General features: G+C 33.0%; 16 protein-coding genes, 1 tRNA gene and 1 pseudogene. 1 reads left to right on the top strand and 17 read right to left on the bottom strand.

From position 1 onward, the window contains the following. The first annotated feature begins 4 nt into the window (after positions 1-4). Positions 5-88: transfer RNA gene (locus tag LKE05_RS11075), tRNA-Leu, on the top strand. 33 nt (positions 89-121) lie between these two features. Here the strand turns inward: LKE05_RS11075 and LKE05_RS11070 are convergent. The 17 genes and pseudogenes from LKE05_RS11070 to LKE05_RS10990 all read right to left on the bottom strand — a co-directional run. Then, positions 122-1,660 (bottom strand): recombinase family protein, encoded by a 1,539-nt coding sequence (locus tag LKE05_RS11070; protein ID WP_308456904.1) that lies wholly within the window; start codon positions 1,658-1,660, stop codon positions 122-124. A 164-nt stretch (positions 1,661-1,824) separates the two neighbouring features. Continuing rightward, entirely contained in the window at positions 1,825-1,953 is a 129-nt protein-coding gene (locus LKE05_RS11065; RefSeq protein ID WP_308456903.1) for a hypothetical protein, read from the bottom strand. 226 nt (positions 1,954-2,179) lie between these two features. Continuing rightward, the gene (locus tag LKE05_RS11060) at positions 2,180-2,497 is read right to left on the bottom strand and encodes a hypothetical protein (RefSeq protein WP_308456902.1); all 318 of its coding nucleotides are present in this window, start codon (positions 2,495-2,497) and stop codon (positions 2,180-2,182) included. A 168-nt stretch (positions 2,498-2,665) separates the two neighbouring features. Beyond that, complete coding sequence (locus LKE05_RS11055) at positions 2,666-3,406, bottom strand: helix-turn-helix domain-containing protein (protein WP_308456901.1); 741 nt, start codon at positions 3,404-3,406, stop codon at positions 2,666-2,668. An 88-nt stretch (positions 3,407-3,494) separates the two neighbouring features. Next, entirely contained in the window at positions 3,495-4,496 is a 1,002-nt protein-coding gene (locus LKE05_RS11050; protein WP_308456900.1) for a hypothetical protein, read from the bottom strand. Positions 4,497-4,526: 30 nt separating this feature from the next. After that, the gene (locus tag LKE05_RS11045; RefSeq protein ID WP_117968299.1) at positions 4,527-6,617 is read right to left on the bottom strand and encodes a VirB4 family type IV secretion system protein; all 2,091 of its coding nucleotides are present in this window, start codon (positions 6,615-6,617) and stop codon (positions 4,527-4,529) included. Continuing rightward, entirely contained in the window at positions 6,611-7,261 is a 651-nt protein-coding gene (locus LKE05_RS11040; RefSeq protein WP_022230082.1) for a hypothetical protein, read from the bottom strand. The genes LKE05_RS11045 and LKE05_RS11040 overlap by 7 nt, the downstream gene beginning before the upstream one ends. A 67-nt stretch (positions 7,262-7,328) precedes the next feature. Beyond that, positions 7,329-7,691: a hypothetical protein gene (locus LKE05_RS11035; RefSeq protein ID WP_022230081.1), complete on the bottom strand. Its 363-nt coding sequence runs from the start codon at positions 7,689-7,691 to the stop codon at positions 7,329-7,331. A gap of 17 nt (positions 7,692-7,708) precedes the next feature. Continuing rightward, entirely contained in the window at positions 7,709-7,936 is a 228-nt protein-coding gene (locus tag LKE05_RS11030; protein WP_022230080.1) for a hypothetical protein, read from the bottom strand. A 4-nt stretch (positions 7,937-7,940) separates the two neighbouring features. Further along, positions 7,941-8,795 carry a conjugal transfer protein TrbL family protein gene (locus tag LKE05_RS11025; RefSeq protein WP_022230079.1) on the bottom strand — a complete coding sequence of 285 codons (855 nt, stop codon included), beginning with the start codon at positions 8,793-8,795 and terminating at the stop codon, positions 7,941-7,943. A gap of 37 nt (positions 8,796-8,832) precedes the next feature. Beyond that, positions 8,833-9,165 (bottom strand): hypothetical protein, encoded by a 333-nt coding sequence (locus LKE05_RS11020; protein WP_022230078.1) that lies wholly within the window; start codon positions 9,163-9,165, stop codon positions 8,833-8,835. A 13-nt stretch (positions 9,166-9,178) separates the two neighbouring features. Then, positions 9,179-10,723: a VirD4-like conjugal transfer protein, CD1115 family gene (locus tag LKE05_RS11015; protein WP_308456899.1), complete on the bottom strand. Its 1,545-nt coding sequence runs from the start codon at positions 10,721-10,723 to the stop codon at positions 9,179-9,181. A 16-nt stretch (positions 10,724-10,739) separates the two neighbouring features. Continuing rightward, positions 10,740-11,387: a hypothetical protein gene (locus LKE05_RS11010; protein WP_308456898.1), complete on the bottom strand. Its 648-nt coding sequence runs from the start codon at positions 11,385-11,387 to the stop codon at positions 10,740-10,742. A gap of 24 nt (positions 11,388-11,411) precedes the next feature. Next, positions 11,412-11,666 carry an AbrB/MazE/SpoVT family DNA-binding domain-containing protein gene (locus tag LKE05_RS11005; protein ID WP_022230075.1) on the bottom strand — a complete coding sequence of 85 codons (255 nt, stop codon included), beginning with the start codon at positions 11,664-11,666 and terminating at the stop codon, positions 11,412-11,414. A gap of 15 nt (positions 11,667-11,681) precedes the next feature. Next, complete coding sequence (locus LKE05_RS11000) at positions 11,682-12,131, bottom strand: hypothetical protein (protein ID WP_117968296.1); 450 nt, start codon at positions 12,129-12,131, stop codon at positions 11,682-11,684. Positions 12,132-12,133: 2 nt separating this feature from the next. After that, the gene (locus LKE05_RS10995) at positions 12,134-12,688 is read right to left on the bottom strand and encodes an S-layer homology domain-containing protein (RefSeq protein WP_308456897.1); all 555 of its coding nucleotides are present in this window, start codon (positions 12,686-12,688) and stop codon (positions 12,134-12,136) included. Between the two features lie 7 nt (positions 12,689-12,695). After that, positions 12,696-13,193: pseudogene (locus LKE05_RS10990) on the bottom strand (hypothetical protein); the annotation flags it as partial.

The raw sequence follows: 13,193 nt of genomic DNA, 5'->3' as shown, positions 1-13,193 counted from the left end.
GTTTGCAGATGTGGCGGAATTGGCAGACGCGCTAGACTTAGGATCTAGTGTCACCGACGTGGGGGTTCAAGTCCCTTCATCTGCACCATTATAACATACACATTCAGGAGATAGATTTTATCTATCTCTTGTGTGTTATAGTTTTATCAAAGCAATTCATATAGATTTGAATATCGCTTTCATTTACCACTATTTCTTTTACTACAAGATTTATCAATTCCTTTAACGGAGCTGATTCTTCTTCTAACATTTTTTCTGCTTTAGATAGCAGTTTTTTTATTGGTTCGGTAGAAAAATTATCATTACGAATTTCAATTTTTCTTATTTCTGCTTGAATTTCTTTTTTCTGTTGTTCTAATAATTCCAGCCTACTAATCAATGATTCCAAAGAAGCTTTTGAAATAGCATCAACTAATCTCTGTATCTCTGATTCAACCGAATTTAACTTATCCTGCAAAGTCTTAATTTCTTTATGATTGCAGTTTTCTACCTCTTTTATATACTCGCTTTGAATGTCTTCAAAATATGTAGCATTAAACCTTTTTACAAATTCTTTTGTTGCTTGTACAACTATATCTTCAATCCAATCTCTTTTAACACTTCCATTATCGCATTTATAATTTGGATTACGTTTTCCATTGCAAGCATAGTATATATATTTCACGCCACAACTATTAAAAACACGTCTTCCGGCATAACTTCCACCGCATTTCCCACATTTAATCTTACCAGAAAGTAAATATACTTCTTTTGCGTTATTTCCGTATGCTTTTCTTCGGCTATTTAAGATTAACTGCACAGTTTCCCAATCTTCAGAAGATATAATCTGAGGAATAGCTCCATTGATTCTAATAATTTCTTCTTCTGACTTATATCTATGTCCTGAACGTTTACCTGTTAGTTCGTCTCGGCTTTGCGTTTTGTTATAAACAAATATTCCTTTATACTTCTCATTTCGCAATATTTCATACAACGAATTTCGTGAGAATAATCGATTACACTTAGTTCGATAACCAGCTACATTCAATTTGCTTATTATTTCCCCATATGTCTTGCCCTCAAGAAATAATTTAAAAATAAGTTTTACACCCTGAGCCTCAAACTCATTGACTTTATAAAACTTATATTCATCCAAATCATATCCTAATGGTGGAATACCACCACAAGACTTTCCTTTAAGTGCATTTTCGGTTAAGCCTTTCATAGTTTCTCTTGCAAGATTTTTAGAATAATACTCCGACATTGCTTCTATAACAGCTTCCATCATCGCACTTTCAGGAGAATCATCAAACTGTTCCACCGCAGAAATCAAATATTTTCTATTCTTACGAAGGTGAACTCTATATGTAGCACTATCAAATCGATTTCTTGCAAATCTATCCAGCTTATGTACTATCACAATTTGCCAGTTTGCTGATTTACTATCTTTCATCATTTTTTGAAATGCCTCACGGTCATCTCGTTTTGCACTTTGTGCTTCATCTATATACTCACCTACAATGATTATATTATTCTTTCTTGCAAACTCTCTAATTAATCTTACCTGTGCGTCTATAGACTCTCCACGTTGCATATCCGATGAATATCGTGCATATATAACAGCTTTGAGTACAAGTACATTTGTTTTAGTTCTTATTTTTTCAAGGTAATCAGCCAACATTTTATTTTCCTCCTTTGTTTCTACAGAGGGCAAATAAAAAATGTTCTGTTATTATTCATTGATTACCATATTATTATATCACATTTTACTAATTTTGTCAAGATAAATTCCAATTATATAACAATAATTCCTATCGAAAAGCAATTTGCCCCCTCATTAATTTCCTACTCCTTATTCATTTTTTCTTCTTGAATAGATATGATAAGTTCCTTCATCAGCTCCAAAATTCTATTAAAAACTTTTTCATCAACTTTTTCACTATAAATGAATTTAATCTCTCGCTCATCATTCATATTGTTCACCCCCTTGCACAATATATTTCCTCGTTCTTTCAGGCACAAACACTTATTAATTTCCACCGATATATGATTATACTCTCAAAATACATATAGTGCAAATTATTCTTTATTTTAGTAAGATTATAAATATTGATACAAAAAAAATCGCTTTAGTTTGTATTACTAAAACGATTTAAGGGAAGATTTCAACACCAACGTCTGTTCAAATCCGTTTCATATATTAACTTTCCATTTTCATTTGTATTTCTTCTATTGCCATTTCCATATTCTCGCAATAAAATTCTACACTCTCAGCATCCAATATTATCTCCGTCAGTTCTTTTATTGCGTTTATATCATCATTCATTAAGAATGACAACGCTTCTTTTGGTATAAATATATTTTCAGTTTCAAATACCATTTTTACTTCTTGCATAATATAAATTTCTTTTGCTTTTTCTATTATTGTACGCTTGTCAAGTTTTTCAATGCTTACCGCAAAATCATTGTATTCCTTTTTTATTTTTTCTTTTAATTTCTGATACTCTTTACTCGCCATAAATAATTCCTCTTTTATCTAATTTATTTTTAGTATATAACAAGTTTTAGCTACTGTCAATACAGTATTGCATTTAGGCACACAAAAAGAACACCAAAAACATTTAGTCTTGATTTTATATGTTATAATATGGAATTTGTCTTATATTCTTCTTTTTCTAATATATATTTAATATAAGTATAGTTCTGGGGGTGTGTCATATGCATAGGGGGAGTACGTCATATGCAGTGGGGTTGCAAATGGTATTGTTATGCCATTTAATCGTTTTTCTATCGCATTCAAATCTCTGTATGTTTGCATATGTGCATTTGCTATCTTTGTATTTTCTACGTCAATTTTTCTGCGAATAACATTTTTATATTCTGTACCATCAGTCAATCTATAAAGCAGCACATAGTTACCGTTATTATTTATATTGGTTTGTTTTATTGTTTCTAACATATTTGCAGATTTTAATTCTTTTACCGCTCGTATAACAGAAGAAATACTGATGGAACACTTTTCTGCTATCAAATGCTGCGATACCCTACAACAATTATCTTCAGCCACATGTCTTGCCAGACAAATATATACACACACCGCTGTTGAAGATAGTCCTTTGCTAAATATATCACTGCGTACAGGAAATGAATTTTCCTTATTCTTTTTTAGCTTAAATAGATTACTGGTCTGTGAGCCGTTTTTTCGAACTCTGATTTTCTTTTCAAGCACATTTTCTAATAACATAACAGAAACGTACTTGTTATATGTGGAAATCGAAAAATTACCGCATTTAGATATGGTTTTGCGTGACGGGAAACACGTTCCGTCTGCATTTAAAAATTTGCACAATATTGCATAAATCAGCTTACCGTACATACCTACTCTATTATTATCAAAAACAGTTTTATCTACTAAAAAATATCTCATTTCCCTATCCCCTTATCTAAAAAATCGTACAAAAATAAAAACGGAGCTATACACGTTACTGTACAGCTCCGTTCACTTCATATTAAAATTATAACTCAAGTTCCGGTTCATATGTATTAATAGACTCAAATTCTTTTTCTTTTTCGATTTGAATATCCTCAACTGCTGTTTGCACATTCTCATTATGAAAATCTGCACTGTCATACTCCGATACCCTATCAGCCAATTCATCTGTGGCATTTACATCTTCTTTTAAAAGATAATCCACTGTTGCTTTAGGCATAAATATTCCTACTTCATTATCAAACACATCTCTAACCATTTTTAAAGAATATATCTGTTTGATATGTTTCAAAATTTCTCGTGCATTTGTTTTTTCAAGTTTGTCCATTATATCTTGATATTCTCTTTTAATCTTGTTCTGTAATTGTTTTAGACTTTCATTAAAATTCATATCATAATTACTCCACGCATAACCCTGTGCGTCTTGTAGATTTTCAAACTTTTTCGAAACGGTTAAATGCACTATATTATCATAATCAAATTGCAAATCACCTTTTTTTACAAACGAATAATTTTTGTCTGTTAAATTGTGCAATATCACATAATCAGGATTACTTTCAGCTATGCTATATATTTTGTTTTCATCGGAATATAAAAATTCATCATCTACCAAGCCAAAATCTTCTCTTGCAATTTTCAACGCCTGTCCCAAAGAAATATCATTGTATAATGAATTCCGACCGACGTGTAATGCCAAATACGCAATTCCATATCGGCCATTCTCGTCAGCGTATACAAACACTTTATTATTTGTCGCAACAATCTTTATCTTATCACCCAGCCAATTCATATCCTCGCAAATATCCCCTTTTTTAAGAGGATATTTGTTTGAGATATATTCATTAACATCTGACAAATTTTCAAATGATTTCGTGTCATTTTGCTCTTTTAACACAAATGATTTATTTGCATTTAGCATAACATATAATTTATAATCTTCATTAGATATAAATAGTTTCATATTCTCATCAATAGTATCAATTAGTTTGCCATTCAATTCCGGATACTTTGATAAAATACTTTTCATATTCAATTATTTCACCTTTCTTCTGATATATTAAGCATTAACCGATTGCCAAACCACATTATCACGATTGCTTGTATTTTTCTTTTTTGTTTCAACACCTTCACCACCGCCGGAGATACGTCTTTTTTTATAATCTCCAACTTTAAAGTGAACAATTACACGTTTAGAACCGAACTGAGCCAAAGCATAGCCTTGTTCTGCTCCAAGCAAGAAATCTCGTTCCGCTTCTTTCAAATCGTAAAGGTTAGATAATTCAAGCAAGTTTTGTCCTTCACAGCCAAAGAACATTTTATAGCAGCTTGTACCGATTAGTTCCTGACCGTATTGCTTGATTGCCGGAGCAAGGAAGTCAACGACAGAATGAGATATTGTCATTATAGATACATTATACTTTCTGCCACGTTTAGCCATATTACGCATATGTATCAATGCAGTTGGAACACGTTGGTCTATCATCATATACGCTTCATCGGCAACTATGATACATCTTTCTTCTCTATTCTGCGATGCTTGCTCCCATACCCATGTCAGAACATTAAAATATTGTATCTTCTTTAATTTTTCATTGCCCTCAGCAAATCCTGATGTATCCAAAGCCACAACCTTACTGTCGCTATGAATAGTTGTTTCTCCATTCCAAATAAAGCTATCGCCACCAACGGCTATATCTTTCATCAAGCCTCTTAACTGAACGTAATCATTATATTCAACTGTACTTACATTCTCTCCACGTTTTTTCTTCATATCTAACTTAGTTATCTCAAACTCAATTAAATCATAAATATCTTTCATTACCGGATAGTCGTTATTAGTTAAATGATAAATATCACTTTCAAATGTAATACCATACTTAGCATATGCCTTAATTGTCATATCCTTTAACAATGCCTTTTGAGAGGCAGTTATATCTTCCAAATATAAATCAAAAAATGTTTCAACTGTTTTTAGGTGCGAAGCTAAATTAGCCGTATCTTCTTCATCAGGATTTTTTTCATCTTTTGATGACGATGAAACTGTTCTTATCTGCAACGGGTTAATCATTGAACCTTTTGAATTTGCACCAACCTTAAGAACTTCACCCTCCATTTCGTCTTCTACCATTTGAACATACTCTCGTTCCGGATCTATTATATATATTCTTGTTCCTCTCATCCATTCGCCCAACAAAATAGACTTAACTGAAAATGATTTACCTTTGCCCGGCATACCCATAACAGTGAAATTGGAATTTGTTCTGTCACCGATACGTTTCCACATATCAAGTATTATCATATTACCGTTAGTATCTTCAGCAAAATGACAACCTGTATCATCTGAAAACGCTGATGATGCTATCGGCATACCAAATTCCATAGCCGACTGTGTTATAATTTTCTCAGAACATCTTAGAACGTCTGCTTGAGGTGTATATGTTGGAAATGCAGACATAAATCCTTCTTTTTGCAGATTAGATAAAATTTTCACTCTCAAATTCAGTGCAGATATTTTGCTTTCCACCCTTGAGCATGATTTTTGAAACTCTTCTTTTGATGTACCAAACGCCAAAACAATACACGAAAAGCGGCCGACTGATTCGCCGGTTCTATCCAATCGTTTAATTGTTTCCTCCGCATTTTCAATACCCTGTTCCACACGTTGCTGTTCGATATAGTTTCGAGTTGATTCAGCAGTACCACGCATTACATTAAGTGTTTTAGCCAATGCTTGCATTAAATCTGCGTTCGATGTCGGTGTATATAATGTTGATACAATCGTATTTGGAATACCCATTATATCAGCCAGCCAACCAAACTTAGGGTGTGGTGTATATTGTGTAATTGCGTATGCCCTTACAATTTTATCACCAAACCTAAAAGAATTTTGGTCAAATGATACCGATATAGGAGCAACCGTATCCAAAATAGCTTTTAGCATTGGATCAATTTCAACTTCTTTCTTCTTACTTGAAGTCCTTTCTTCCACTAACGCTACGTCTTTTACTGGCGTCTTTTTTTCATTTTTAATAGTATTTGTTTTTCTATTATTTGCCTTTTTTACTTTCTTATTATTGCTTTTATTCAGCATTGTAATAACTACAAGTGCTATTACAATAAGAAGAAATATAATTATTTTTTTTACCATTTCCACATTTCCTCCCAATTATTATCCGAGAAATACATAACCGGAGCTTTAACCGCTTCAACTATATTATCTACATCTTGCTCAGCAAGTGCAGCAACCGGGTCTGTGTATAAAGTCAATACATATACTATTTCTTTTAAATTCAACAGTTTTGCATTCACTCCAGCTTTACGGTATTTCTCTGTCATTTCTTTTGCTCTTTGTTGCAAATGTTCAACATTTTTATCCCAAATCGTAACATAGAATTGCGGAGTAAATGATGAATTTTCGGTCGCAATTTTATCTAAATATTGAACTTCCTCATTTATAAACAACTTACGTTTTTCCGACGCAGTCTTTTTCAATGATAACAAGCCATTTGTAATGCCGGAAATATCTACTGCACCCTGCACTTTTATCAGTCGGTATGGTTCTGTTTCACCGTTTAATTCAGCTATTATCTTTGTAGCCTGTATTACTTGTTCTTTTTCTGTCATTAATTCACGAGATATTGCCTCAAGACCAATCATCATAATTGCAATACCCGATTTATTTATAATCATATTTTCATGTATGCTTTCGATATTAACAAAGTCTTGAGTTGTATCTTGTGTCCCACTATTATTACTTGGTGGAAACAATAAATTTTTTATTGTATTAAACAAAGTCTGATTCCTCCCTTCAAATAAAAAAAGGAACTGTAATTACTACAGTTCCAAATCATCATCTGCTTTACTGTTCAACTGTTAAGCTATCTTTATATTTCTTTATAATATAAGCTTCTTCATCTTCAATATGGTTATTGTAGCGATAAGATCGTTGCGTGGTTGCAAATTTTATCATATACCTGATATAATCTACTATACATTGATTAGTAGTATCTTTTACAAAGATAAATACTCCGACAGCCATTGAACACATGATCTCAAACGCTAACTGTATCGAGCTGTGTTTTATAATGAATAGTATTATCCATATAACACTGGTAATTGCCGTAAATGCCAGTGTTTTAAACAATTCCGACATTCCATATCCTTGAAATATCATTGTTTCTGTTTGTATATTTATAGGAATGTATATTTTATTCTTTTCCATTAGTTGCCTCTCCTTTTTTATGATAAATTTATGTCATAATAGTGGAATATTAAATCTTTTATACCCCATGCACATTCAGCTACTACAAGGAAAATCAAAGAATTTTTTATCCTCATTTTATTCTCAGCTACTCCACCGTCATCGTTGTTAAAATTCATCTTTAACAAACAAATAACAACTCTGCAAGCAACACCAAGTCTTATTATGATTTGAAGAAGTCCAATAATATCAATCATTCTTTCCATAACATCAGCCTTTCTTCGCCAATCCTTTTATCATTTGCGCGATGTAGTATGTTTGCGTAATTCCACCACCGCCACCACCGCCAGGATTATAGATTAATTCCTGAAGTATTCGTGGTGAATTAACTGCCGTTATTGCAAATACTATAGCCCATATTAAATGTCCGCCAATCATAAATGATAGTGAAAGTTTACACAACACTACCTGCACCGTTACTGATAAAACAATCTGAAATAATTTGTTTACATATCCGGAAAAAACACCGCCATTTGCATCTATTATTCCTACACACGCTAACGGAAATCCCATTCGTACAATAAAAATTTCCGCTCCACGCATTAAGAATTTCATATATAGCATTATTATCAAAACTAAATATATCAGAATGAAAATAATCATTGTAAAACCGGCAGTATCTATCATAGAACGCAAGGTATCTGACAATGATGTCATTCCACCAATCCCCATTACATTCATTATTCCGGTAGTTAAATCTTCGATAACATCGACCAACCAACCATATAATATAGGGAAAGTCAAGGCACAAACAAGTGCCTTGACAAAGTTTGTTGTTAATTGTAGCGGGTCTGAAGATGGATCATCCGTCCATGCTATCCATGTATCAAAACCTTTTTTCAGAAACTTTAATACTATCAATACGACTGCAAATCCCATGATGTAATTTAAAATAGCTTCGGGATTAAATGTACTTCCGTTTAACCCTATTGATTTTTCTATCATTAATGTATGGTTTGCCAAAGTATCAAATCCCATATTAAAGTTTATATCAATATCGTCAAGTTCCGTATCAAAAAAGTTATTTAATATCCATTTTAAAAAGATAACAATTATATTGCCCACAAACTATCCCTCCTTTCTTCTTATATGTAAATACTGATTACTGATAATATGATACCAATGCTTTAATTACACCTGATGCCACAACTATACCAACACCTGATATCAATGATACAATCATTCTGGTCTGCCATTTTTTATGATCCATTTCATCTGCCATATTACGACGAAGCAAGCAATATATAACCATCAAAATCGTTACACCACTTCCTAGTCCTATAATCCAAGCTGTAACATCTTGAATAAGATTAGTTGTTCCGGTGGCTAACTTTGTAGATGATATACTGTCTGCAAAAGCTGCTTGTGCAGTAATCATCATTGCTATTCCTATTAAATTTATCTTTTCTAATATTTTTTTCACTACTTTTATCATCTTTGCATTCTCCTTATTTAAAAATCTTTTCGCCCATATTAATATTTTTATCAGTGAAAACACTTCTTCGTGGTGCCGGCTTTTTATACTTTCGCCAAATCCCCCATAGCTCTACAACCGCATTAATCTTTTCTGTTTTTCTGCGATTGTATCGTTCAGCACGAACATTCGTGTTATGTTTTACATTTCCTAATCCAAACATTTTATTAAATGGTGTTTTAGCCAAGTCATATGCGTGCATTATTACCGGTCTTGAGCCAACTATCAACACTTCAGGTCTTTCTATCAAAGAAAGTTCTTCAGGTTTTAATAATCGCCTGCCCATTAAATTTCTGCTTGCCGATATATTTGCACCTGTCATATCAAACAATCTCGTACCGTTATAACTGTTAGATTCGGAATTTGACATCGTTGTATAATCGCCTATTTCTTCACTTATCATTTTTCTCGTGTCCAAGTCAGATGATAGAAATATCCAATACTCGCAGTTTCCCACTATCGTTCTTGCACCCTCTTTACCATACTTCACTTTTTTGCTATCGCTCTCAAGCTGTGCAGTTGATTGTAGAAACAAATTAAAGCGTATTCCTCGACCACCTGCAACTGTTAATTTGGTTGCAAAGTCAGGAATAACCGCAAAATTACCAAATTCATCAAGTATAAAATTTACTCTTCTTTTCAAACGACCGCCTTGTAAATCTGCTACATCTGCAAGTTTGGTATAAATCTGGTCTACAAACAAGCTTGCAACACCGTAATATGTAGTGTTATAATCTGGTAAGATTATAAATATAGCTGTTTTTTGCTCATTCAAATCTTCAATTTTAAAACTGTTTGACTTTGTTAAGTTGTACACATTTATATCTGCAAACAGGCGTAATGTAGCCAATGCTGAAATATTAAAACTACCCTGTGTTTTTGACGGAGCAACTCTCGTGGCCGAAATCAAAGCCAATGCCGGATGATTAGGATTCAATGCTTCAATCGTGTCTATATAACGTTTCAAAGGTGGATTATCCGACATTTCACACATGTTATTAATGAAATGATACACGTTTGTCAAATTCTGATATTCAGGATGTTCCTTGTTGTCATATACAACAGCTAATATGCATGCCGCCATAATTGACTTTTCACCCTCTGACCATATTTTTTCATTTGATGTGTCATTTCCAACCAACGCCTCCGTAATATCCAACGCCTTTTTTTGTGCCAACGGAATATTATCATCATTAATTGCGTCAATAACTTCTTGCAAAAAATTAAAATGGTCGGAACGGTCAGGATTTTTAAAATCAAGAACAAATACGTTATATCCCAATGCCTCAAGGAATGGATATGTATATTGATGAAGTTCCCCTTTCGGATCAGACACAACCATATTTTCTCCGGCAAGTCCTTCTATTCCAATAGTCGGTAACACGATACTTCTCGACTTACCGGAACGTGTTGCTCCTATTACCAATGTGTGCGTATCACTTCCGTTGATATAATATCTGTCCTTTTTTGTTCCAAAAAGTATACCGCCTTTTTCAATATACGATTTATCACTATTCAAATTTTTCACCCTTTCTTTATATCAAAAATAGAAAAATGATATATCCAAGCAATAAAAAAGGAACTAACGGAATTTCTTTATCTTTTACCGTCAGTTCCTGTTTCTGCTGAACATCACTATTGTTCTCTTTCTGATATTTTTTTAAATGTATACATTTTCTTGTCCAAGTAATTGCCGCCGTCAACATAAATGCAGTTGACAAAAGCGGCATTGTCAAATATATAAGGAAAGCAATATCAAAATCACCACTTCCCAATCTATCTGTTGAATGTGACAAACAAATGCAACATATACCGTAAATCAGTATCGTTATCAATTTATACACCATATCAAAATTAATTCCGATATAAATTCCGTAAACAATTTTTGCTATCAGAATAATACCGCACGTAATATATATAGGTATTGTATATGTGTGCATACAAACAATGTCGCTTACCGACTCAAAGCCTAATACAAGTAATGTCAACATAATTAATATTGATGTAAAATTGATATTCTTCATACAAACATATTCTATTGCACCAACGATACCCATAGTACCCATGCTCAATATTATCGGTATAGCTTTGTGTTTCGTTTTATCCGCTAAGTCTTTTTTCACAATGATATAAAAAATACTGCCAAGACAAAGTCCAAGCAGTATTGATAAAACTAAATACATTGTTTAATTCCTTTCACTTAAATATTACTCTTTGGCATATACACCCATTCTTTTTGCACATTCAGTGCAAATATTTTTACCATTATAGTTAAAAACGTCTTTTGCATCGCCGCAGAAAATACACGCCGGCTCATACTTTTTCAAGATAATGCTGTCATTATCATCAATATATATTTCAACAGAATCCTTGACGTCTATTCCGAATCTTCTTCGTACTTCTACCGGAATTACAACACGTCCAAGTTCATCAATTTTTCTTACTACTCCTAATGCTCTCATAAAATACGCTCCCCTTTATTCTTTCTTCATAAATTCTAAATCGTCATATCCATGTTTCATAAGTTCTTGAATATAACTGTCTTGCTTATTTATTTTTATTTCTGTAAAAACTGTATCAAGTTCATCATCTCGGTAAAAACGAGCCGAACCATACTGATTCTGTCCGGCTCGTTGCGGTATTTCAATATTCTTAGAAATTTTAACCATATCCGATTTATATGTAGATGTTCGTGATAGCTGTGCCGCTATCAATCCAAGCACAATAAACACCTCAAATGCTAAGAATATACTTCTTGCTCCCATATTACTAAATACAAGCTTGCACGTTTCAATGAATGGTGCAAATGTCAACCACTGATTATCTTTGATTAGCATTTTGTGAAATATAGCAGAAACAAAAATATTACACAAGCTTAGCAATACAAACACGATAGCAGCCGTTATATATTTTGTTTTTTTCTTCATGCTTATTTCTCCTCTGCTATATTAAGATATGCTTTTGCATTAAGCATTGTTGCAATAACTTCTGCTTTAGTTGCCGGATAACGACCTCTGAATGTATTATCTTCGTACCCTGACATAATACCATACGCATAGCACTTGCCTATATCTTCTTTGCATTTAGGACACGTTGTGTCCCAATCTGCAACATTCGTCATATCAATATCTGTATCCGGAAGTTTTAACATTCGTGAAACAACTTTTGCTACTGATTGCCTTGTTACAGGTTTTGTTTCATCAGTCATTTCCGTAATTAAAACATATCCCTGCTGTCGAGCATATTCCATATACAAAACAATATCATTTTTATCTTCTATGAAATTCACTGCTAATTTTATAAAATCAGCATTACTTATTGTTTCTTCAGGTTGCTCATCGGCATTTATTATACCGATTTTATTGGCTGTTTCCATTACATCACTGTACCAAACATCTTCAGGTGCAGCATATACATTAATTCCGCTTAAAACAACAACCACCGAGAGAGAAAATATAACTAATTTGTTGAATAATCTCATCATGCACCTCTCATCTTTCTGTATCTGTAATAACAACATTCGGCTTAATTTTTTTGCCCGTATAAATTTGATTTGCTATTTCTGATATGTTAAGTTTTTCTGCTGATTTTTGTGTAATTATAAATGTCATTGATGTCATTCCTGTAAAATTACCTTTGCCGGTTATTGTTATTGTTGCTGTTCCGGCATTGATATTATCGGAATAACTCAAGGTGTAATCAGTATCCTTTTTTAGCGTTTTATTATTATATGTGATTGTAGGCAATGGCGAAATAACGTTACCTGTATATGTTTGTGAACTTATATTAGCCACACTTGTATCAGACATTGCTCGTGCTGATATACTAAACGTTTTTGACGTTGTTCCTGCGAAATTACCTTTGCCGGTTATTGTTATTGTTGCTGTTCCAACATTGATATTATCGGAATAACTCAAGGTGTAATCAGTATCCTTTTTTAGCGTTTTATTATTATATGTGATTGTAGGCAATGGCGAAATAACGTTACC

The sequence above is a fragment of the Hominilimicola fabiformis genome (assembly GCF_020687385.1).
GTDB lineage: Bacteria > Bacillota > Clostridia > UBA1381 > UBA1381 > Hominilimicola > Hominilimicola fabiformis.
The sequence above is the reverse complement of the archived record's forward strand: the minus strand, read 5'-3'. Positions and strand labels throughout refer to the sequence as shown.

Coding starts and splice junctions, on each gene's coding strand:
- LKE05_RS11010 (WP_308456898.1), bottom strand. CDS start 11,387: ATGTATTTAGTTTTATCAATACTGCTTGGACTTTGTCTTGGCAGTATT.
- LKE05_RS11055 (WP_308456901.1), bottom strand. CDS start 3,406: ATGAGATATTTTTTAGTAGATAAAACTGTTTTTGATAATAATAGAGTA.
- LKE05_RS11020 (WP_022230078.1), bottom strand. CDS start 9,165: ATGATAAAAGTAGTGAAAAAAATATTAGAAAAGATAAATTTAATAGGA.
- LKE05_RS11005 (WP_022230075.1), bottom strand. CDS start 11,666: ATGAGAGCATTAGGAGTAGTAAGAAAAATTGATGAACTTGGACGTGTT.
- LKE05_RS11065 (WP_308456903.1), bottom strand. CDS start 1,953: ATGAATGATGAGCGAGAGATTAAATTCATTTATAGTGAAAAAGTTGAT.
- LKE05_RS11000 (WP_117968296.1), bottom strand. CDS start 12,131: ATGAAGAAAAAAACAAAATATATAACGGCTGCTATCGTGTTTGTATTG.
- LKE05_RS11045 (WP_117968299.1), bottom strand. CDS start 6,617: ATGGTAAAAAAAATAATTATATTTCTTCTTATTGTAATAGCACTTGTA.
- LKE05_RS11035 (WP_022230081.1), bottom strand. CDS start 7,691: ATGGAAAAGAATAAAATATACATTCCTATAAATATACAAACAGAAACA.
- LKE05_RS11070 (WP_308456904.1), bottom strand. CDS start 1,660: ATGTTGGCTGATTACCTTGAAAAAATAAGAACTAAAACAAATGTACTT.
- LKE05_RS11030 (WP_022230080.1), bottom strand. CDS start 7,936: ATGGAAAGAATGATTGATATTATTGGACTTCTTCAAATCATAATAAGA.
- LKE05_RS11060 (WP_308456902.1), bottom strand. CDS start 2,497: ATGGCGAGTAAAGAGTATCAGAAATTAAAAGAAAAAATAAAAAAGGAA.
- LKE05_RS10995 (WP_308456897.1), bottom strand. CDS start 12,688: ATGATGAGATTATTCAACAAATTAGTTATATTTTCTCTCTCGGTGGTT.
- LKE05_RS11050 (WP_308456900.1), bottom strand. CDS start 4,496: ATGAAAAGTATTTTATCAAAGTATCCGGAATTGAATGGCAAACTAATT.